Raw genomic sequence first — 20,822 nt, forward strand, 5'->3', positions numbered from 1 at the left:
CAACTCTCCTACTCAAAAACTATCTTCACATTCCTGAAGCGATGGTAATATTCGATCTTTATCAGACAAAATAGGGCTTGTTACCGGCCATGGAATTGCTAAGTCTTTATCATTCCAAAGTACCCCTGAGTCATGATTAGCACTATAATACTCATCTACTTTATACATAACAATAGTATGCGGGACAAGTGTACAAAAACCATGTGCAAATCCTTTTGGCACTAATAATTGCCGATGATTATCCGCGCTTAAAATATATCCTCTCCATTGTTTAAACGTTGGTGAATCTTTTCGCAAATCAACGATAACGTCATAAATTGCTCCTTGCATAACTTGAATAAGTTTCGTTTGTGCTTTCGGATTTTTTTGAAAGTGTAACCCCCGAATCGTTCCCGCTTCTGTCGAATACGAAACATTATCCTGTACAAATGAATACGTAACTCCTAATGTTTCTAGCACCTTCTTATTATAACTTTCAGTAAAAAAGCCACGCTCATCTCCAAATAACCTCGGTTCTAACAATTTTGCGTCGGTAAAGTTTGTTTCTATAACTTCCATATTCTCACCTATTCTCCGTTAAACTGTTTACCAAAGTTTATATCCCGCGCTAACATATTCGCCCTTTGAAGAGAAACATGAGTTCCTGCATCAGTCCACCAACCGCTCATTTCATTATAAGTAAGTACCTCACGTTTTAAATACCAATTATTGATATCTGTAATTTCAAGCTCTCCCCTTGCGGAAGGTTTTAATTCTTTTATATAAGAAAAGACTTTCGAATCATACAAATAAATTCCTGTGACTGCATAGGAACTTTTCGGCTCTTTCGGCTTTTCTTCAATTTCAATTATTTTGCCGTTTTGAATATTTGCTACGCCAAATCTCTCCGGATCATCTACAGATTGCAGCAGTACTTTCGCACCTTCTTTTTGATTTGCAAACTCTTCAACATACGGACGAATATCATCCGAAAAAATATTATCACCTAATATAACTACCATGCGATCATTCCCAACGAAATCTTCACAAAGCCCTAATGCTTGCGCAATTCCACCAGCCTTATCTTGCACACGATACGTAAAGGACACGCCAAACTCTTGACCGCTTCCTAAAAAACTAACAACATCTCCCATATGCTCTTTACCTGTAATAATCATAATATCTGTAATCTCGCATTGTTTTAGCTTATATACCGCATGATAAATCATTGGATAGCGTCCAACAGGAAGCAAATGTTTATTCGTTACTTTCGTTATTGGGTATAACCTCGATCCAGTACCGCCTGCTAAAATAATCCCTTTCACTCTGCATCTCTCCCTTATGATGGAGATAATATATCTTTATACTGTTCTACAAACACTTTTCGATCTTTCTCATATGTATCCGCATCAAATTCATCTCCGTTATAATGAATACACCATAAATTTGATTGATTTGGGATACCAATTAAATAACCAGCCCTTTGAAACTCTAAAGACTGTGATACATCATAAAAGTGGAACCCTTGAAACAAATCTTCTCGCCACGGAATATCATACTGCGTTGCCATGAATAAGCCATCAATTGCCTGCACCGACATAAAAGATTGGCTTCCATAAAACCCCTGATCTAAATTTAATAGTTGATAATTCCGTCTTCTATACTCAATCACTTTCCCTACTAAATTTTTCCCTTCCCACCATATCCCGTTACTCGGTAAAAATTGGGCTCCAGCTACTCCAATTAAGCCGAGCTTTTCATTATCTTTAAACAGAGAAATAAGTGTATAAAACATCTCTCGATTAATAAGATAAGTGTCCTGATGTATATAAACCTTATACTTCGCGGGATATGAAAGCGCTCGGTTATATGCGCTTGCCATACTTTTCGCATCTCGTATCGGAAAAATTTGCACGACATAATCAGGGGGAACAAAAAGGTTTCTTATTTGTCTCTCGCATTGTTCAAATAGCTCTTCATTATTTACACAAACAACAACTAATATTGTACGATCCTTCATTTTGTAGCCCCTCTATTCGTCTTGATTTACATCTGACATATAGTTCTCCACAAATATCTTTCTATACTTGTCATAGTTGGTCATATTTACATCAATATGATAGTGAATGCACCACGCATCACGCTGTACAGGAACCCCAACTGTATAGCCAGCTTTTCTAAATTCAAATGACTGAGATACATCATAATAGTCAAACCCATCAAACAAGTCTTCTCGCCACGGAATATCGTATTGCGTTGCCATCAATAAACCGTCTATACATTCCACAGGCATAAATGTTTTTGACTCATGGTACGGTTGTTCTTGCGTTGCAATATAAAATAAATCGTTCATATAACCAATTACTTTCCCAACAACTCCCTTGCCTTCATTCCATATCCCGTTTGGAGGAACATACTGGGCTCCAATCATTCCAATCATTCCAAGATGTTCATGTTCGTTAAATAATTGAAGTAATCCGTATAAAAATGCCACATTCATAATGAAAACATCTTGGTGTATATATACTTTATATTTCGCTGGATGCGAAATCGCTTGATTATATCCGCTCGTCATACTTTTCGCATTCCGAATTGGCATAAATTGTACAATATATCCTGGAGGCACTGCCAATCTCAATATATGCCGTACACACTGTGCATACATTTTCCGATCATTTATACACGTAACAAATAATATTGTTTTTTCACCAGCACTCATAACTGTGATTTTTCTGCTTCAATAATATACTGAAATACGACCGTCTCAGCCATGAAGCCACTTCCAAGACGATATTTCTTACAAATTCCATATAACTCCTCAATTAACGGTTCATACACTTTATGATCAATATATACACGATCTACTTTACTAATTGAATAGCCTGCTTTTAAAAACATTCGGAGCATTTCATTAAATGTAAAGAAACGAATATGCGTTTTATCTAATAAACCATATTCTGTATACGTCCAATTTCCAGCAAGTAACGGTGCTAATACTGAAATGTGAGCAACGTTTGGTATACTTGCTAAAATCACACCATTTTCTTTTATATATGGCTTTACTTTTTCTATTACAGCCCAAGGATCAAATAAATGCTCTAATACGTCACCAAATATAACGCAATCAAATTGCTCCTCCTCGTACGGCATATCCATTGTTTCTATATCGCCTAAAACGACATGATCTAGTTTTTCTTTTGCTTGTTCTGCCGCCTCTGGGAATGCCTCAATTCCAGATACACGTGTGCCATTTTCTTTTATGGCAGCTCCCAATGCACCACTCGAGCAACCGATATCAAGAACTTCTTTCCATTCCTTTTTTATATGCTTTAATAAATTCGGATTCACTGCATTATAATAATGCCCAGACTTTTCTTCGTATAAAGAATTTTTTGGGGAATTCATTTTACACACTCCTTATGCAAATTGAATTTGAAATATAAATCTCATTTAAAGTCTATAAATGTAACCTGTACTAGTTACATTGCCGATACTTTACTATATAGCCAATCTATTAGAGTTAGAATCGCGATGAGCCATTTCTAAAAAAAGCTGCCTATAACGATTTATATTGTTTATCAAAAACACTCCGAAAATATTTGCGGTTATATTCGATTGCAGCATTATTTGGAACATAAGCAGCCGCTAATTCGTTGTAATAATAAGCTTTGTCTTGATCTCCTAACTTGCTATAACAAATACACATTTGTAAATAGGGAAGCCATGTGTAGCTCGCTGGACTATGAAATGGACTCTCCGTCGCCATTGGTACTTCCGTTGCAAGTTTAAACCAAAATATCGCTTCGTTATATTTTTGTTGTTCCATATATATATATCCTATTCTTGTACAATTCTCCCCTCTAGGAACATCATATCGAAACGACTTCACGCAAGATTCAATTGCCTTTTCCCATGATCCAAGCTTTGCATAGCAATCTCCTAACTTACCACATGCATAAATTTTCTCTTCATACCATCCTTCATCTTGATTAAGAAATGTTTCATATAGCATAACTGCATCATCATATTTTTGGTTATCCATAGATTCATTAGCGTAATAAAATAAATCTCTCGGACTCAATTCTTCTCCTGCAGCTACAGCATTTTGAAAAATTTTCAAATTACGATTTGTTACCTTTTTTTCTTTTTTATGTGTAATAGCAACATTACTACTAAAAGTTTCACCAGAAATAGCTAAATACTCATGAACCTTTCCAAACCATTGAAATTGTTTTTCACGCTTTACAAGTCGATTTCTTTTTGTACAATATAAAGGTTTCCCGCTAGAATCCAATGCAAGATGATACGGCATCGAAACAGCATCAATTTTAGGATCTAATTCTCTTTTTAAAAGTTTCAATGCTTCTTGAGCATCTTCTAATAATACGTCATCTGCATCTAGCCACAATATATATTCTTGCGTTGCTTTTGAAAAAGAAAAATTTCTTGCTGCTGCAAAATCATTAATCCATGGAAAGTCATATATGTTAGAGGTATATTGAGCTACAATTTCTTTCGTTCGATCAATGGAACCTGTATCAACTATAATAATTTCATCAATAATTTTTTCGACTGCATCTAAACATCGACCTATTGTATCTTCCTCATCTCGAACAATCATACATAAACTAATTGTAATTCCTTGCTTGTTCAACATAATCACCCTCTTCCAAATCAATCATATGTTATACATACAATAAACTTTCCACTTTTTTAACTTGCACAAGCAGTTTAAGATTTCTTTTCAATAATTCAAATGTCCGTGTCATTTTCTTTCGGTTTTGCATCTACTATATAATGAACGCTTTATGGAGGTGAATTTATGTCAAATAATAATTATTCAGATGGATTGAATCCCGATGAATCTTTATCAGCTAGTGCATTTGACCCTAATCTTGTAGGACCAACATTACCACCAATACCACCGTTTACCCTTCCGACTGGGCCAACTGTACCAACTGGGCCAACTGGGCCAACTGGACCGACTGGACCGACTGGACCGACTGGGCCAACTGGTACAACTGGTACAACTGGACCAACTGGTGCTACTGGACCGACTGGGCCAACTGGTACAACTGGTACGACTGGACCAACTGGGCCAACTGGAGACACTGGTGCTACTGGATTAACTGGGCCAACTGGAGATACTGGACCAACTGGACTGACTGGGCCGACTGGTGCTACCGGACTGACTGGGCCAACTGGGCCATCCGGGCTAGGACTTCCAGCAGGACTATATGCATTTAACTCCGGTGGGATTTCTTTAGATCTAGGAATTAATGATCCACTACCATTTAATACTGTTGGATCTCAGTTTGGTACAGCAATTTCTCAATTAGATGCTGATACTTTCGTAATTAGTGAAACTGGATTCTATAAAATCACTGTTATCGCTAATACTGCAACAGTCAGTGCATTAGGAGGTCTTACAATCCAAGTGAATGGAGTACCTGTACCAGGTACTGGATCAAGTTTAATCTCACTTGGAGCACCTATCGTTATTCAAGCAATTACGCAAATTACGACAACTCCATCATTAGTTGAAGTAATTGTTACAGGGCTTGGATTATCATTAGCTCTTGGTACGAGTGCATCCATTATTATTGAAAAAATCGCTTAAATTTTTACTTAGCAGTAAAACTGATATCAGTTTTACTGCTTTTTCATTGGTAAATTCAATCATTAAATCCTTCTTTTCTACATAGTCATAATGTTGTATGACATTCTTCAGGAGGCACTTATATGGAAAATAAATCGGCTGTCCAGCTTTATCTTGAGTTATTAAAGAAAACAATTTTATTTGAAATATGGTTGGAATACGAACCATACTTACCTGCTTCGTTACATATATCTAAAGAACTATCATATGAACCAGTTACGGTTCCCCTTCCTTTATTTCTTAAGCAGTATATAGAAAATCACAATTTAAAAATCGTTAATCCTAACGTTTCAAACAATGAGCGTCAAGGTGGCAAGGATTGGCCAAGAGCTGCACATAGTATGGTTGGGCGAAAACGTATGAATCAATTACAAGAGGCGATGGAAACTGTAGTCAGGGAAAATATAGAAGGTGATTTTATTGAAACTGGTGTATGGCGCGGAGGATCATGCATTTTTATGAATGGGTTTTTACAAGCAAACAACATTAAGGATCGTACTGTATGGGTTGCCGATTCGTTTGAAGGTCTGCCCGCACCTAACTTAGAACAATATCCGAAAGATTACGGTGATTATTTGCACACATTCGATTACTTACGAGTTTCTTTAGAAACAGTGCAAGAAAACTTTAGAAAATATGATTTATTAAATGATCAGGTGAAATTTTTAAAGGGTTGGTTTAAAGATACATTGCCTTCAGCACCGGTAGAAAAAATTGCAATTGCTCGCCTTGATGGTGATATGTATGAATCAACGATGGATAGTCTTGTAAATTTATACGATAAAGTTTCAACAGGCGGCTTTATTATTATTGATGATTATGGATTGATAACATGCGCAGAGGCTGTAACAGATTTCAGAAGTGAAAGAAACATAAAAACTCCTATGACTCAAATCGATGATTTCGGTATTTTTTGGAGAAAAGAATAGAACAAAAAAATATTTAGTTGAGGGGTACTATTATACTACTAATTCATGAAAACCAATCTTGTAATGAATAAAAGCAAAGCTCCCCTCAATATAAAGTAGAAATTTCCTACTTTACTATAAGAAAGGTGTGAATTTTTTGAACGAAAATGAGAAAAAAATCACATTAATCCCACCTCCAGAACTTGTTCAATATGTAGGTGGTCATTTTGAAGAAGTTGGAAAAGAGTTTATGCAGTATTTTATTGAAATTGGCAATTTAAAATCAAATGAAACAGTGTTAGATGTAGGCTGTGGTATCGGCCGGATGGCGGTTCCATTAATGAACTATTTAAGCGATGATGGTAATTATTATGGATTTGACTTATTTAATAAGGGAATTACATGGTGCAAAAATAACATTTCAACACGCCGTAACAATTTCCATTTTGAACATGTCGATATATATAACCAATTCTACAATCCCGATGGAAAAGAAGATGCTTCCCAATACAAGTTTCCATATGAAGATGAATCATTCGATTTTATTTTTTTAACGTCTGTATTTACCCATCTTCTTCCGAAAGAATTAGAACATTACGTACGCGAGATTGCACGAGTTCTGAAAAAAGATGGGAGATGTTTTATTACTTTCTTTTTAATTAATCCTGAATCTTCCTATTACTTAAATGCAGGACTAAGTCCGTTAGGTTTTTACCATCAAATTGACAATTGTTATGTTCTAAATAAAGATATCCCGAATTTCGCAGTTGCCTATCTTGAGGAAGATATTCGTACTCTATTAAATAAATATGGGCTAGAAATGCAGACTCCTCCCCATTATGGTTCATGGTGTGGCAGAACTGAACACACAAGTTATCAAGATATTATTCTTACACAGAAAATTTCTGAAAGGTAGTTGTATATGGAAAACATAAAAAATGTACCTCTCGTTTCCATCCTTATTCCTACCTATAATCGACCACATTATTTTAAAATTGCTCTAGAAAGTGCATTAGCACAAACGTATTCAAATATTGAAATTATTGTAGGAGACGATAGCACAAATAATGAAACAGAAAAATTAATATACAGAGATTATTTACATAAGCATAAACATATAACGTACATTCGAAACCCCTCTACTTTAGGACAATTTCATAACGCCCTTATGCTTTTAGAACAATCAAATGGAGAGTACATAAATTTCTTAATGGACGATGATATATTTTATAATAATAAAATTGAAAAAATGATGTTTTATTTCCAAAAAGACTTAGATCAAAATCTCGCACTTATTACATCTTATCGTACTTGGATTAATGATGATGGAGAGATAATTGAACAACACCCCTCCATGAACAGATTATATGATGAAGATACTCTATTAAATGGGAAAGATCTTGGAAACCATATGCTTATACTAGGACAAAATATTATTGGTGAACCTACGACTGTACTCTTTCGAAAACGCCTATTAACAGAACCTTTCGGTACTTTAAATGGGAGAAATTATAATTGTAGTGTGGATATGGCTTCTTGGATCAGTTTACTTTCCAAAGGTGATGCAATCTATATTACGGAACCTTTAAGTTCTTTCCGCCTTCATACGGGACAGCAAGTACATCACAAATACCTTGAAGGTTGCGAAGATTTTTCACATCTCGTTTTACATTCAAAAAAATATGGTTTTCTACAAGAGACTGACTATTACAAAACGAGTCTGTTAAAAGCTTGCGAATGGTATAAAAACGCTACAACATTTTATCAGCTATATCCAGAACTCATTCCAACGACCGATACACATACTCGCCTTTCTCATTGTTTGAATATAGTTACAAAAGAACTCCATGCAATCTAATCCATCACAAGGGGGAATTCCTCCCTTGTGATGTATGACTTCCCGCAAATAGTGGAATAAATGTATGCATAGTCTGCTTGTATATTATTTTTTTCATGACATAACCCATATATTTACTAGGCGATAGAAAGGAATACATACATTGAAAGATCCAAATTCTCAATATCAAATAGACTACGTATTACTATGCATTTTATTTGCCATTGGGACTGTTAGTTGCTTTGCAATTGCAAGTGCACAAGCCTCTTTACCACCATTTTTGCAACATGTAAATTTTGTATTAAAGCAAATCCAGTGGTACTTCATTGGATTCATAGCCATTGGTGTTATTATGATTATCGATTTCGATCGTTATCAAAAAATTGCTTGGTATTTATATAGCTTTGCATTGGTACTACTAATTGGACTAGAACTTCAAGTACCAGGTGCCATTACAATTAAAGGTGCGACCGCTTGGTACAGGCTCCCAGGCATCGGAAATTTCCAGCCTTCTGAAATTATGAAATTGTTTTTAATTATCGTCACCGGACGAATTATAGCAAATCACAATGAGAAATATTTTTACCGAACAATACACGATGATTTTTTATTACTCGGAAAAATATGCGCAACAAGTTTGCCGCCCCTACTACTTATCGCAAAGGAACCTGATTTAGGAAACACAATGGTAATTTCAGCTATGCTTGCAGCAATGATATTAGTTTCTGGTATACGTTGGCGTTTTATTTTCGGGATAGCTTCCGGTATCTTTGCAGCTGGCGTTACATTAACGTATATTTTTTTCACTCATACAAAATTCTTTAAAGCACACATTTTACAAGAATATCAACTAAATCGCTTCTACGGCTGGTTAGCGCCATACAAATATGATGCGCAAGGCTATCAATTAAGACAAGCTTTCTTAGCTACCGGATCAGGGGAAATGCAAGGAAAAGGTTGAGAAAATGGACAAGTATACTTTCCAGAACCACATACAGATTTTATTTTCACGAACGTCGCTGAGCAATTCGGATTTTTAGGCGCAAGCGTCATTATTGCGCTTTTTTTCCTACTTATTTTCCGCATGATTCATATCGCTATAGAAAGTAATGACCCTTTCGGCAGTTACATCTGCGCTGGTACAATCGGAATGTTTACTTTTCAAGTATTTCAAAATATCGGGATGACAATCGGATTACTACCTATTACAGGCATCACACTACCCCTTATGAGCTACGGAGGAAGCTCCTTACTCACATACATGATAGCGATTGGATTTGTTTTAAACGTCCGCTCAAGAACGAAAATCTTTATGTTCAACTGAAGCACAAAAACGGTATATTTTTATCTCTATCCTTTTTTAGATATACTAATGAAAAATATGATGGAGGTTTAAATATGAAATATGACATTATAGGGGATATTCATGGATGCTTCCAAGAGTTTCAAGATTTAACGAAAAAACTCGGATATAACTGGAATAGTGACTTACCGATTCACCCTGATCAACGCAAGCTTGCTTTTGTTGGCGATATCACAGATCGCGGTCCTCATTCATTACCTATGATTGAAATTGTATGGGAACTTGTCATAAATAAAAAAGTAGCGTATTACGCTCCGGGAAATCACTGCAATAAACTATACCGATTTTTCCTTGGACGTAATGTGACAATCGCTCATGGACTCGAAACAACTGTTGCCGAATATGAAGCACTACCTTCTCATCAACAAAACATGATAAAAGAAAAATTCATCACACTTTACGAGCAATCCCCTTTATATCACGTACTCGATGAAAAAAGGTTAATTGTGTGTCACGCCGGCATTCGGCAAGATTACATAGGAAGAAAAGATAAAAAAGTACAAACCTTTGTATTATACGGCGATATTACAGGAGAAAAACATGCTGACGGTTCACCTGTCCGTCGCGACTGGGCGAAGGAGTATAAAGGAACATCTTGGGTTGTATATGGACATACACCCGTAAAAGAACCTCGCTTTGTAAATCATACAGTCAATATTGACACTGGTGCTGTATTTGGTGGCAAACTAACTGGACTACGTTATCCTGAAATGGAGATTGTTTCCGTTCCTTCCTCCCTGCCTTTTGTCCCTGAGAAATTCCGCCCAATTTCATAACTCATATGTGTAAGGATTACCGTATCTTTTAGGCGTCTCTCATATAAAGTGAAACTTTAATCAGCCCTCACCAATCCCACTTTAATGGGCAGCCCGCCCATTAAAGTGGGATAAAAATTGGGTAAAGTCATAAAAAAAAGATGCAATAAAGTGCATCTTTTTTTTATGACACGGCATATACTGTCGCAGGAGGTGACAGAATGAAGAAAAAATCTTCTAAACAAAAAAGAAAATGCCCGCCTTTTTATCTGCCCATGTACGGAATTAACAACTGGTGCAGCATTCGAGCTGCAGCTGTAGAAGAACTGGAAGAACAAGAGGCTTCCACAAAAAACAAAGATAGACCAAAATATGTCTCATTACAGAATGCTGTAATGAGCCGCATAATTGATAATAGAAAAGCAAAGATGCAGCAAAAAAATAAACCTCTCTCTACTCATATTGAACAGATTGTGCCTTCTGAGCAAGTAGAGAAGAATACAGAAGAAAACAGCCCTGTAGCAATAAATAAAAAAGCGGAAGCAGAAATTCCAGCTGCTATTATAAATCAAGTAAAAAAAATTAAAGAAGCATTAGCACCATCAGGTGATATACAAACAGAAAAAACGATTATCATTCAGACCCCTACATCTGAAAATACAAAAGTAAAAAAAGATGGGCGGTATGCATATGCAGAGGGTCTTCACTCTCATGCAGAGGGTACAGCTTCACATGCAGAAGGACTTCTGACACATGCAAAAGGTTCTTTCTCTCATGCAGAAGGATCAAAAACAAAAGCAACTGGACATAGTTCCCATAGTGAAGGAAGTGAAACGACAGCAGGTGGCTCCTATTCTCATGCGGAAGGTAATCATACATCAACAGCTCATTTTGCAGGTAGCCATATTATGGGGCGCTTCGGCACAGCAGATGAATCTTATTCTTGGTTTATTGCAAACGGCACAAATGAAACCGATTATAATATCGGTGCAAAGTGGCTTGCTCATAATGGAGAAATGTACATTGAGGGCGCTTCTTACAATGCAAGCGGAACTGATTTTGCGCAAATGTTTGAAACAGTAGACAATACTTTTATTGATGTAGGTTATTTCGTTACATTTAGTAGCGAAGAAAAAATTCGAATCGCTACTTCAAACGATTCATTCATCTTAGGAATATCTAGTGCCACCCCCGCTCTTATAGGAAATAGCGGTGCTTTAAGTTGGCAAAAACGCTATAAAACAGATAGCTTCGGAAAACGTCAATATGTACGTACGGAATCGCAAGACATACAACCTCTTTTAAATACAGAATGGGATCCAGCTTGCAAATATATAGCAAGAAAAGACCGTAACGAGTGGCTTCCTGTCGGATTAATCGGACAAATGTTAGTACGTGATGACGGTACTTGCGAAACGCATGGATATTGTCGTCCAAATAACGATGGCATTGCTACAAAATCTGAAAGTGGCTTTTTCGTTATAAAGCGCACGGGCGACAATCAAATTTTAATATTATTCCGCTAAGAAAAAGGGAACAAAATTCTTCATTACATAAGAATTTTGTTCCCTTTTTAAGTATGTCTTAATACCGCTTGCATATCGCTTGGAATCGGTGTAGTGAAAGACATTTCTTTCTCTAAAATAGGATGATAAAACGTCAAGGATGTACTGTGAAGCGCTTGTCGTTTCATTTCATCTCTTTTTCCACCATATAAATTATCGCCAAGTAGCGGATGTCCTATGTACGCCATATGCACACGAATTTGATGCGTTCTCCCTGTATCGAGCTCAAGTGATACGTGCGTCTTATGATTGACACTATCGATCACTCTAAAATGAGTAACGGCTCTTTGCCCCTCCTCACAAACGGTTCGCTCAATAATGCTATCCGATTTTCGTCCAATCGGTGCGTCAATCGTTCCTTCTCTTTCTACCATCTCACCGTGAACAATCGCTTCATACGTTCTTTTCACAGCTTTTTGTTGATGCTGTTTCGATAAAAGATGATGTACGAAACGATTTTTTGCAATAAGCATAAGCCCTGAAGTATCACGATCTAACCTCGTTACGATGTGAACCGTACTTGTAAGATGTCGCTTATCATAATGAGATAAGAGCGCATTCGCAACACTTCCTGCCGGATGTTCTCTAGACGGGATCGTTGACATGTTTGCCTCTTTGTTTATGACAAGAACTGCATCATCTTCATATACGATACATAAAGGAATATCTTCAGCAATCATCCCTTCACTTCTTTCCTCTACTGGAAAAAAGACACGTAATTCTTCACCAGCTTGCAACTGATGACGAACGCTCGCATGTTGACCATTTACTTCTATAGATCCGCCATGAAACTTTATATCCGTTAATGCAGCTTTGGAGATTCCTTTTGTTTTTAAAAATTCTCTAACTAAAGTTCCTTCCTCAGCCGAGTCTATATCCCATTTCAATGTAAATCTGTTCAAATATATAAACCCTTTCTATTTATCTGCAACAAACGAGTCACGAACTCGTTTCCAGAACGGAAATGGACGGAAACGAACGAATCGTACTTTCTCATTTGCCACGCGATACTGAATTGATTTCACATCTTGATGAACCATCGTTAAATGGTCCACCGTAATTTGTAAGTTCATTCCTGCCGTCGGCTTCAGCACGCATGTATGATGTTTCGGCAATACGAGCGGCGAACCTACCGTACGAAACACCCGGTTATTAATAGATGCCATTTCCGCAATTTGAATCGCTTCAATAGAAGGGTGAATAATTGCTCCGCCAAGCGCCTTATTATACGCAGTACTTCCCGAAGGAGTAGAAATACAAAGGCCATCCCCGCGGAACGTTTCAAAGTACTCTCCGCGTATTTCCACTTCTGTTACTAATGTACCTTCTCCACTTTTTACAGTCGCTTCATTCATCGCTAAATACTGCGACTCTTTACTCCCATTCACATAGCGAATAATCACTTCTAAAAGCGGATATTCCACCACTTGGAATGGTGTTTTAGCAATTGCAATTACTAATTTCTCTACTTCTGTCGGTAACCAATCTGCATAGAAACCTAAATGCCCTGTATGTACACCAACAAATGCTGTTTCATCCAATCGATTATAATAACGATGAAACGCATATAAAAGCGTTCCATCTCCCCCAACAGAAATTACAATATCGGGTTCCTTTTCATCCATTATAAATCCAAAATCTAGCAAGTATTCTTTCATCGTGCTTGCCAGTGCATCTGATGATTGATCTCCCTTTGACATAATTGTAAATTTCATCGCCCAACACCCTTTAGTTTATGATTCGGAATCTTTCGTTTCTTGCTTTCTTGAAAAAGCTTTCTGCGCTTCTTGAATTTCAAGACGGATAGAAGACATTTCTTCATCTAATAAAAATGCTGCTTCCGCTGCACGTTGCAAGCGTATTTTAATATCTTCAGGAAAACGTCCACTATATTTATAATTTAAAGAATGCTCAATTGTTGCCCAAAAGTTCATTGCTAGCGTACGTATTTGGATTTCTACCAATACTTTTTGTTCACCTTGAATCGTTTGAACTGGGTAACTAATGACAACGTGATAAGAACGATAACCGCTATCTTTCTTCTGCGTGACGTAATCACGTTCTTCCACGATTTCAAAGTCATTTCGTTTTCGAAGATATTCTACAACAGGCTTAATCTCATCAACAAATTGACACATCATTCGAAGGCCCGCGATATCTTGCATATCTTCTCTTAGCCTGTCTAACGGTACATTTCTCTTCTCCGCTTTATCAATAATACTTGCAACAGACTTTACCCTTCCTGTTACAAACTCAATTGGAGAATGCTCTGTTAACATTGCAAATTGAGTACGCATTCCTTTTAGTTTCACTTTCAGCTCTGCCACCGCTTGGTGGTAAGGTGCTAAAAATTCTTCCCAATTTCGATTCATTTCAACCACCACCAAAATCAATCCATTTGCTTATAGAAATACTTTTTCTACAGCAGTTACTAGTTCTTCTCCGTAATTTGCATTACCTTCAATATTTTCAACTAAATATTCTACTTCTTCTTTTAAACCTTCTAATTCCATTTCAATGTCATTCACGCGAACGAACATAACCACGTCGTTATTCATCGCTTCATGCATTGCTTCCCAGCATGTATGCGGAATGCTTACATAAATGAAAGATGATTCGTTTTCTAAGATATATAAAAATGATAAATTATCTGAGTCTACAAGTACGTGATTACGCGCACTTAACTCCTTTACCTCTATTTCACTATTTTCCGCACAAAAAATAAGAGCATTCTCTCTCTTTTCTACGCTCTTAACTTGGATTTTATTTTGCATGCTCTAACTCCTCCATCTCAACTTCCTGTCTTACTTAACAGTATTATTGTATCATAACATGGACGCAAACAAATAAAACATTGAACCAAATTTGTGAAAAAGCGATAATGTGTAAAGAATTATTTTTCAAAAGGAGCGCGCATACAATGACACAAGAAATTGAAATTGAATTTAAAAATATTGTTACAGAAGAAGAATTCAATACATTATGTAAATCATTCTCTATTGAAGGATTTACGAAACAGGTGAATCACTACTTTGAAACACCGAGCTTCTCATTAAAAGAAGCTGGCTCTGCACTTCGTATTCGTCATAAAGGAGAAACTTATACATTAACATTAAAACAACCTGCAGAGGTCGGCTTGTTAGAAACGCATCAAGTTATAACAGCAGATGAAGCAAGATTGATGATGGAAACAAATACAATTATTCAAGGCGCTGTAGTAGATCAACTACACACATTACAAATTCCTGTTTCTGCTTTAACTTATATGGGTAGTTTAACAACTGAAAGAGCCGAAACACTATTTGAAGGCGGAACGCTTGTCTTTGATCATAGTTTCTATTACAATCACGATGATTATGAAATTGAATTTGAAGTGCAAGATGAAGAAGCAGGCAAAGCTGCCTTTATTCATTTGTTAAAGCAACACGACATACCAATCCGTCATACAAATAATAAAGTAAAACGCTTTTTCCTTGCCAAACAAAACAAAGCACGCTAAAGTGAAAATTCCACTAGTGAATACGTTCTACTAGTGGATACATCTCACTTTTTGAAAAAGAAAAGATTCTTTTACATCTGTAGAATAAGCAAAGAACGTTATGAAGGCGGTTTATTTGCCCTCCCTAACATTCCATTGCTACAATAGATATACATTTCATGGAAAAAGGAGTTTAAAAGGATGAGCAAGCAACCGATGACACCATTTGAAGCAATTGGCGGTGAACAATGCATTGCAATATTAGTAGACACATTTTATTCCTATGTCAGTAAACACCCTGACCTATCTCCCATCTTCCCGGATGATTTAACAGAAACAGCTAGGAAGCAGAAGCAATTTTTAACACAATATTTAGGTGGTCCTAATTTGTACACGGAAGAACATGGTCATCCTATGTTAAGAGCACGCCATCTCCCGTTTGAGATTACTCCAAAACGAGCAGAGGCTTGGCTATCGTGCATGGAGCAAGCAATGGATGACACAGGAGTGCACGGTCATATAAGAGAGTTCGTTTTTGAACGTTTAGCATTAACTGCTCAGCATATGGTTAATACTCCAGACGAAACAGGTGAAATATAATGGATAAACAGGAAGCAAAGCATATCAATATGCCATCTCCTTCCGCATGTGAGCATAAGTCTGTAGAAGCATATTTATTTATTGATCCACTTTGTAAAGATTGCTGGGAAATTGAGCCCTTTATTATTAAACTATGGCTTGAATACGGGAAATACTTCTCTATTCGTCATATCGTAACAGGAAAAGTGGACGGAACGAACGCTTCCTCACACAAATGGAATAAACCTGCTAATATTCGATTTGTGTGGGAAAAGACAACAAGTTTACAAGGTTTTTCATGTGATGGAAAGGTACATATGCAAGAAGCATCGTCAACACCATATTTAGTTTCGATGGCAATTAAAGCAGCGGAGTTGCAGGGCCGAAAAGCAGGTTCGAAGTTTTTGCGAAAACTCCAAGAATACATTTTCCTTGAAAATGTATCAAATCCTGACTGCGAATTATTACTTGCATGCGCAAAAGATAGCAATATTGATGTAGAAGAATTTAAAAAAGACCTATATTCCGCTAGCGCAAAAAAGGCTTTCCAATGTGACTTAAAATTCACAAATGAGATGCATATTACAGAAATACCTTCTCTCGTATTCTTTCATGCAAATTCAGATGAAGAAGGTATTAAAATCGCTGGAACGTATTCCTACGACGTCTACGTACAATTATTGAAAGAACTTGTAAAATGTGAAATCGAGCCAGAGCCATTACCACCTTTAGAAGTATTACTGGAAGCGACACAATTTATCTCTTCAAAAGAAGTAGCATTTATATATGACTGCTCGAAGCAAGAAATTGAACGTGAACTAAAAAAATTACAACTGAAACGAAAAGTACAAATGATTGACGTAAAATGTGAGCGTTATTGGAAATGGATAGCAAAAGAAAAAGACCTGGTGTAAACACCAGGTCTTTTTCTTTACGGCTTATAAAAATATTAAAGGGGATGGGAGAAATTTTCACGTTCAAACAAAGGGGTATATGTTTGTATGTGAATTCGTTCACGCTTATTATATTACAAGATTCGACGTCAGATGACAACCCCTTTTGTCGAATTTCACACTTTTGTCACATTCTAAACGTTTTCATTTTTGAATAAGCTATAAAAAAGCTATTTTGGAGGTGTTTTGTATGAAAAAAACGTATATTTTACTTATCATTCTAGCTATCATTGTTTCTTTTTTCTTGTACATCCTCTCCCTACTACAAGCTTTTCCTAAAATGATTGCCTTTCCTCTTTTATTTGGAGTCATTGTCATCGCTCTCTCTTATTTCAACCATAAAAAACGATTTAAAGGGTTTTAATGAACTGTAAAACTGCCTTCTAGTTTAGAAAAAAGAAGACAATTCGATTTATTCTCTCGACAAATATCGACAAAATGACATCAAGAAAAAGACGAGGCAAATTCCTCGTCTTTTCTATTACTTCTCTTCAAATAATAATGCTTCTAATTCATTTAATTTCTCTTCAAATACTTGCAATGCTTCTTTTACCGGTTCTGGAGATGCCATATCTACTCCAGCTTTTTTCAGCACTTCAATTGGGTAATCTGAGCTTCCTGCTTTTAAGAACTCATTAATGTAACGTTCTACTGCTGGTTGCCCTTCTTCTAAAATTTGTTTAGATAGAGCCGTTGCTGCACTAAATCCTGTTGCGTATTGGTATACGTAATAGTTGTAGTAGAAGTGCGGAATACGAGACCACTCTAAACCAATTTCTTCATCAATTACTAAAGCATCACCGAAATATTTCTTATTTAAATCATAGTAGATCTCCGTTAGCATGTCTGGTGTTACCGCATGTCCCTCTTGTACTTTCTTATGAATAATATGCTCAAACTCTGCGAACATCGTTTGACGGAATACAGTACCACGGAATCCTTCTAAATAATGATTTAATAAGTATAGACGCTCTTTCTTATCTTCTGTCGTTTTTAATAAATAATCGTTTAGAAGCGCTTCATTACAAGTTGATGCTACTTCCGCAACAAAGATTGAATAATCCCCGTATACGTGCGGCTGCGTTTTTCTTGTGTAGTAACTATGGACAGAATGGCCAAATTCATGAGCAAGTGTAAATAAATTATTTACATTATCATGCCAGTTCATTAAAATATAAGGATTTGTTCCATAGGCACCAGATGAATATGCTCCGCTTCGTTTTCCTTTATTCTCATACACATCTACCCAGCGATTTTCATATGCTTCTTTCAAAATATCAACATATTCATCACCAAGTACATGTAAAGACTTTAATAACATGTCTTGCGCTTCTTCATACTTCACATTCATTTTCACTTCTGGTACAAGTGGTGTATATAAATCATACATATGAAGCTCATCAAGCCCTAGTGCTCGCTTACGAATATCAATGTAACGATGTAGCAAGTGTAAATTGTCATTTACAGATTGAACAAGTTGATCATACACCGCTTCAGGAATATTATTATTACTTAATGCTGCTTGACGTGCAGAGTCATATTTACGAACGCGTGCATTAAAGTTATTACGCTTCACAGCTCCGCTTAACGTACTTGCAAATGTGTTCTTATATTTCCCGTACGTTTCATATACAGCTTTGAATGCATCTTCACGCACACGACGATCATCACTTTCTAAAAACTGAATGTAACGGCCATGTGTAATTTCTACTTCTTCTCCATCCTCACCTTTAATAGATGGGAATTTCAAATCCGCATTATTCAACATACCAAATGTATTACTTGACGCACTCATTACTTCAGATGCTTCTGCTAATAAAGCCTCTTCCGCTTCAGATAATACGTGAGGGCGTTGACGCGTAATTTCTTCTAACGCATGTTCATATACACTTAAGTCTCTATTTTCTTTCAAGAATGTTTGCAATGTATCTTCTGAAATCGATAAAATTTCAGGCACAATATATGCTGTGCTACTAGATACTTGTGAATATAAATTTGTCGCGCGATCATTTAACGCTTGATACACAGAGTTTGTTGTATCTTGATCGTAACGCATATGTGCATATGTATATAACTTACCTAATCGCATTGAAATTTCATCTTCATATTGCAATGCTTCAAGTAAATTGTTCGCAGAGTCACCAAGTTTCCCTTTAAATTCAGTTAACTTCGGTAATAGCTCTTTAATAGCTTGGAATTCTTGTTCCCATTCTGCATCTGTTTGGAAAATATCTTCTAATCGCCACGTACTTGATTCTTCAATTTCGTTACGATCCGGTAATGTTTTTGTTGTGTTTTGTTCAGACATGCTTTAAGCCCTCCTTTAAATATCTCTACTTACATACAATTCGATTTTTCTTATGTAATTCCTTCACGATTAGTCTTTATTATATCCGCTTTTCCTTCTCTCATGTTGTACTTTGCCTCAAATAAAGATAAGGCATACGCTAAACTCCTTTCATCATATTTCATAACTTCCTCCTCTGTTTTTAACATGGATATCCCCCGTATTTTCCGGTACTTATAAGTCCCTACTCTCTGCAAGACACCTACATAACATAAAAATGTCATATATTCAGTAACTGCCACTTTCCATATATGCTGTGAAAAGTACGGGAGCATACGCCTTTTCGTATACTTTTTTATATAACTACACACGTACTTGAGGGAAATACAATCCCCTACCGCAAGCTCACCTATACACTTCATATATAGAAAAGCTTGCCATATAAATGAATTTGTTTGAAAAGCAAATGAGGACGGGAGTGGCACACCAATTTCAGAAGGAAAATTTGCTGGGGTACATTTACATTGATATAAGAGGCGTAATAGTGACTTATCATTATACTTCAAGATGGGCAAAGCGTTTTGACGAAAATAATCCTTTCGCTTCTTCCATTCTCGGTTTAATACTTCCCTTTGGAAAGGAACAGGAGAAAAGAGCATTTCAAAAGTAGTCGCTTCAATTGGTAAATATATAATATGTGAAAAAGCAACGCTTGTAGAAAATGATGTAATAAACGTGCATTTCATAAATGATTTTTGTTTCGAACAGAAGAAAATAAGAAGTGGCTGAGGATAAGATTGTAAGGAGAAAGCCATAATTGAGGAGAATTTCATCCAGTATGCAGAGTGCTTTTTCAATTGATTTCCACCAATAATCCAAATGACTTGTATACCAGCTTTCCAATACGAATAGGTTCGTTTGCAGAGCTGCTCTATAGAAAGATTGGCGCATTGATATTCAATCGCAATTTTTCTCCCTGCTCTCTCTATAAAAATATCCGGTCGTTGCTGAATCTCTGGTAGATAATGCTCTATCTCTACATGAACATTTTGACGTTTGAACCACCGATATAACAATTCTTTACCGTACATATGATATGTAGATTCTGCTTCATAAAAGGCTAAACATGAATCTACTTTCTTATGAGCAAAATGCCACCTTTTTTGTTTTCCTAATCTCATTAGTACTTCCTTCCCGCAAGCTATGCAAAAGAAACTTTCCCTTTTACGCATATGGTGTAAAAGCTCTTCATCATGATGATCGAGTAGATGAATTTTTTCTCCGTTTTCTCTTTTTGCGATAAATATTGGAATCACACCCTTTCAGCTCCTTATATTCTACAATTTATTACAAATTCCTTTTAAAAAAGAGATGTCCCAATTTAATCCGTACCCTTTGTAAAGGACATTTTAAAAAAAGTTAGGCGGCATCAAGAAGATGATTTCTGTATTCAACAGGG

The 20,822-nt window shown here is 36.4% G+C and carries 22 protein-coding genes and 1 pseudogene; 11 read left to right on the top strand and 12 right to left on the bottom strand.

Annotated elements, in window-relative coordinates:
• Positions 1 to 12: 12 nt before the first annotated feature.
• The 6 genes from rfbC to PDQ33_RS01945 form a co-directional block, all read right to left on the bottom strand.
• Positions 13 to 558, bottom strand: a complete 546-nt coding sequence (gene rfbC, locus PDQ33_RS01920) for a dTDP-4-dehydrorhamnose 3,5-epimerase (RefSeq protein WP_000451992.1) — start codon at positions 556 to 558, stop codon at positions 13 to 15.
• 8 nt (positions 559 to 566) lie between these two features.
• Entirely contained in the window at positions 567 to 1,304 is a 738-nt protein-coding gene (locus tag PDQ33_RS01925; RefSeq protein WP_000676174.1) for a sugar phosphate nucleotidyltransferase, read from the bottom strand.
• 14 nt (positions 1,305 to 1,318) lie between these two features.
• Positions 1,319 to 1,999 carry a glycosyltransferase family protein gene (locus tag PDQ33_RS01930; RefSeq protein WP_000654997.1) on the bottom strand — a complete coding sequence of 227 codons (681 nt, stop codon included), beginning with the start codon at positions 1,997 to 1,999 and terminating at the stop codon, positions 1,319 to 1,321.
• A 12-nt stretch (positions 2,000 to 2,011) separates the two neighbouring features.
• The gene (locus PDQ33_RS01935) at positions 2,012 to 2,698 is read right to left on the bottom strand and encodes a glycosyltransferase family protein (RefSeq protein ID WP_270754479.1); all 687 of its coding nucleotides are present in this window, start codon (positions 2,696 to 2,698) and stop codon (positions 2,012 to 2,014) included.
• Positions 2,695 to 3,384: a class I SAM-dependent methyltransferase gene (locus PDQ33_RS01940; protein ID WP_001087862.1), complete on the bottom strand. Its 690-nt coding sequence runs from the start codon at positions 3,382 to 3,384 to the stop codon at positions 2,695 to 2,697. Before PDQ33_RS01940 ends, PDQ33_RS01935 begins: the two co-directional genes overlap by 4 nt.
• Positions 3,385 to 3,535: 151 nt before the next feature.
• Positions 3,536 to 4,636, bottom strand: coding sequence for a glycosyltransferase (locus tag PDQ33_RS01945; protein WP_270754477.1), 1,101 nt, complete (start codon positions 4,634 to 4,636; stop codon positions 3,536 to 3,538).
• Positions 4,637 to 4,801: 165 nt separating this feature from the next.
• Between PDQ33_RS01945 and PDQ33_RS01950 the strand changes: the two genes are divergently transcribed.
• From PDQ33_RS01950 to PDQ33_RS01980, 7 genes and pseudogenes are all read left to right on the top strand, one after another.
• Positions 4,802 to 5,599, top strand: a complete 798-nt coding sequence (locus tag PDQ33_RS01950) for a BclA C-terminal domain-containing protein (RefSeq protein WP_270754476.1) — start codon at positions 4,802 to 4,804, stop codon at positions 5,597 to 5,599.
• 122 nt (positions 5,600 to 5,721) lie between these two features.
• Entirely contained in the window at positions 5,722 to 6,567 is an 846-nt protein-coding gene (locus PDQ33_RS01955; RefSeq protein WP_000428849.1) for a TylF/MycF family methyltransferase, read from the top strand.
• Between the two features lie 136 nt (positions 6,568 to 6,703).
• A complete protein-coding gene (locus PDQ33_RS01960; protein WP_001004741.1) occupies positions 6,704 to 7,462 on the top strand; it encodes a class I SAM-dependent methyltransferase in 759 nt (252 codons plus the stop codon).
• 6 nt (positions 7,463 to 7,468) lie between these two features.
• Positions 7,469 to 8,404, top strand: coding sequence for a glycosyltransferase family 2 protein (locus PDQ33_RS01965; protein ID WP_000427737.1), 936 nt, complete (start codon positions 7,469 to 7,471; stop codon positions 8,402 to 8,404).
• Positions 8,405 to 8,546: 142 nt separating this feature from the next.
• Positions 8,547 to 9,707: pseudogene (locus tag PDQ33_RS01970) on the top strand (FtsW/RodA/SpoVE family cell cycle protein).
• Between the two features lie 74 nt (positions 9,708 to 9,781).
• Positions 9,782 to 10,522 carry a bis(5'-nucleosyl)-tetraphosphatase PrpE gene (prpE, locus tag PDQ33_RS01975; RefSeq protein WP_270754474.1) on the top strand — a complete coding sequence of 247 codons (741 nt, stop codon included), beginning with the start codon at positions 9,782 to 9,784 and terminating at the stop codon, positions 10,520 to 10,522.
• A gap of 200 nt (positions 10,523 to 10,722) precedes the next feature.
• Positions 10,723 to 12,027, top strand: a complete 1,305-nt coding sequence (locus tag PDQ33_RS01980) for a peptidase G2 autoproteolytic cleavage domain-containing protein (protein ID WP_270754471.1) — start codon at positions 10,723 to 10,725, stop codon at positions 12,025 to 12,027.
• A 47-nt stretch (positions 12,028 to 12,074) separates the two neighbouring features.
• On the opposite strand, the gene PDQ33_RS01985 is transcribed toward PDQ33_RS01980, so the two are convergent.
• From PDQ33_RS01985 to PDQ33_RS02000, 4 genes are read right to left on the bottom strand one after another with little or no spacing between them, the layout of a single operon-like run.
• A complete protein-coding gene (locus tag PDQ33_RS01985; RefSeq protein ID WP_001079095.1) occupies positions 12,075 to 12,968 on the bottom strand; it encodes an RluA family pseudouridine synthase in 894 nt (297 codons plus the stop codon).
• A 15-nt stretch (positions 12,969 to 12,983) separates the two neighbouring features.
• Positions 12,984 to 13,781 (bottom strand): NAD kinase, encoded by a 798-nt coding sequence (locus PDQ33_RS01990; protein WP_061131547.1) that lies wholly within the window; start codon positions 13,779 to 13,781, stop codon positions 12,984 to 12,986.
• Between the two features lie 18 nt (positions 13,782 to 13,799).
• Positions 13,800 to 14,438 (bottom strand): GTP pyrophosphokinase, encoded by a 639-nt coding sequence (locus PDQ33_RS01995; RefSeq protein ID WP_001081482.1) that lies wholly within the window; start codon positions 14,436 to 14,438, stop codon positions 13,800 to 13,802.
• A 30-nt stretch (positions 14,439 to 14,468) separates the two neighbouring features.
• Positions 14,469 to 14,840 (bottom strand): hypothetical protein, encoded by a 372-nt coding sequence (locus PDQ33_RS02000; RefSeq protein WP_001180003.1) that lies wholly within the window; start codon positions 14,838 to 14,840, stop codon positions 14,469 to 14,471.
• 146 nt (positions 14,841 to 14,986) lie between these two features.
• On the opposite strand from PDQ33_RS02000, the gene PDQ33_RS02005 reads away from it, so the two are divergent.
• The 4 genes from PDQ33_RS02005 to PDQ33_RS02020 all read left to right on the top strand — a co-directional run bounded on the left by PDQ33_RS02005 (position 14,987) and on the right by PDQ33_RS02020 (position 17,440).
• Positions 14,987 to 15,565, top strand: coding sequence for a CYTH domain-containing protein (locus PDQ33_RS02005; protein ID WP_000191110.1), 579 nt, complete (start codon positions 14,987 to 14,989; stop codon positions 15,563 to 15,565).
• Between the two features lie 180 nt (positions 15,566 to 15,745).
• The gene (locus PDQ33_RS02010; protein ID WP_000043380.1) at positions 15,746 to 16,144 is read left to right on the top strand and encodes a globin domain-containing protein; all 399 of its coding nucleotides are present in this window, start codon (positions 15,746 to 15,748) and stop codon (positions 16,142 to 16,144) included.
• Positions 16,144 to 17,037: a ClpXP adapter SpxH family protein gene (locus PDQ33_RS02015; RefSeq protein WP_000360652.1), complete on the top strand. Its 894-nt coding sequence runs from the start codon at positions 16,144 to 16,146 to the stop codon at positions 17,035 to 17,037. Before PDQ33_RS02010 ends, PDQ33_RS02015 begins: the two co-directional genes overlap by 1 nt.
• 229 nt (positions 17,038 to 17,266) lie before the next feature.
• Positions 17,267 to 17,440, top strand: a complete 174-nt coding sequence (locus PDQ33_RS02020) for a hypothetical protein (protein WP_000754592.1) — start codon at positions 17,267 to 17,269, stop codon at positions 17,438 to 17,440.
• A 117-nt stretch (positions 17,441 to 17,557) separates the two neighbouring features.
• Here the strand turns inward: PDQ33_RS02020 and pepF are convergent, their stop codons facing one another.
• Positions 17,558 to 19,384 (bottom strand): oligoendopeptidase F, encoded by a 1,827-nt coding sequence (gene pepF / locus PDQ33_RS02025; RefSeq protein ID WP_061131545.1) that lies wholly within the window; start codon positions 19,382 to 19,384, stop codon positions 17,558 to 17,560.
• A 50-nt stretch (positions 19,385 to 19,434) separates the two neighbouring features.
• On the bottom strand, positions 19,435 to 20,679 hold the full coding sequence (locus PDQ33_RS02030; RefSeq protein ID WP_270754467.1) for a competence protein CoiA: 1,245 nt from the start codon (positions 20,677 to 20,679) through the stop codon (positions 19,435 to 19,437).
• Positions 20,680 to 20,822 lie beyond the last annotated feature (143 nt).

It is taken from the genome of Bacillus cereus group sp. Bc031 (assembly GCF_027716265.1).
In the GTDB taxonomy this organism is placed as follows: Bacteria; Bacillota; Bacilli; order Bacillales; family Bacillaceae_G; genus Bacillus_A; species Bacillus_A paranthracis.

Coding starts and splice junctions, on each gene's coding strand:
- PDQ33_RS02020 (WP_000754592.1), top strand. CDS start 17,267: ATGAAAAAAACGTATATTTTACTTATCATTCTAGCTATCATTGTTTCT.
- PDQ33_RS01995 (WP_001081482.1), bottom strand. CDS start 14,438: ATGAATCGAAATTGGGAAGAATTTTTAGCACCTTACCACCAAGCGGTG.
- PDQ33_RS01955 (WP_000428849.1), top strand. CDS start 5,722: ATGGAAAATAAATCGGCTGTCCAGCTTTATCTTGAGTTATTAAAGAAA.
- PDQ33_RS01930 (WP_000654997.1), bottom strand. CDS start 1,999: ATGAAGGATCGTACAATATTAGTTGTTGTTTGTGTAAATAATGAAGAG.
- PDQ33_RS01940 (WP_001087862.1), bottom strand. CDS start 3,384: ATGAATTCCCCAAAAAATTCTTTATACGAAGAAAAGTCTGGGCATTAT.
- PDQ33_RS01935 (WP_270754479.1), bottom strand. CDS start 2,698: ATGAGTGCTGGTGAAAAAACAATATTATTTGTTACGTGTATAAATGAT.
- pepF (WP_061131545.1), bottom strand. CDS start 19,384: ATGTCTGAACAAAACACAACAAAAACATTACCGGATCGTAACGAAATT.
- PDQ33_RS02005 (WP_000191110.1), top strand. CDS start 14,987: ATGACACAAGAAATTGAAATTGAATTTAAAAATATTGTTACAGAAGAA.
- PDQ33_RS01945 (WP_270754477.1), bottom strand. CDS start 4,636: ATGTTGAACAAGCAAGGAATTACAATTAGTTTATGTATGATTGTTCGA.
- PDQ33_RS02010 (WP_000043380.1), top strand. CDS start 15,746: ATGAGCAAGCAACCGATGACACCATTTGAAGCAATTGGCGGTGAACAA.
- prpE (WP_270754474.1), top strand. CDS start 9,782: ATGAAATATGACATTATAGGGGATATTCATGGATGCTTCCAAGAGTTT.
- PDQ33_RS01950 (WP_270754476.1), top strand. CDS start 4,802: ATGTCAAATAATAATTATTCAGATGGATTGAATCCCGATGAATCTTTA.
- PDQ33_RS02015 (WP_000360652.1), top strand. CDS start 16,144: ATGGATAAACAGGAAGCAAAGCATATCAATATGCCATCTCCTTCCGCA.
- rfbC (WP_000451992.1), bottom strand. CDS start 558: ATGGAAGTTATAGAAACAAACTTTACCGACGCAAAATTGTTAGAACCG.
- PDQ33_RS02000 (WP_001180003.1), bottom strand. CDS start 14,840: ATGCAAAATAAAATCCAAGTTAAGAGCGTAGAAAAGAGAGAGAATGCT.
- PDQ33_RS01965 (WP_000427737.1), top strand. CDS start 7,469: ATGGAAAACATAAAAAATGTACCTCTCGTTTCCATCCTTATTCCTACC.
- PDQ33_RS01990 (WP_061131547.1), bottom strand. CDS start 13,781: ATGAAATTTACAATTATGTCAAAGGGAGATCAATCATCAGATGCACTG.
- PDQ33_RS01980 (WP_270754471.1), top strand. CDS start 10,723: ATGAAGAAAAAATCTTCTAAACAAAAAAGAAAATGCCCGCCTTTTTAT.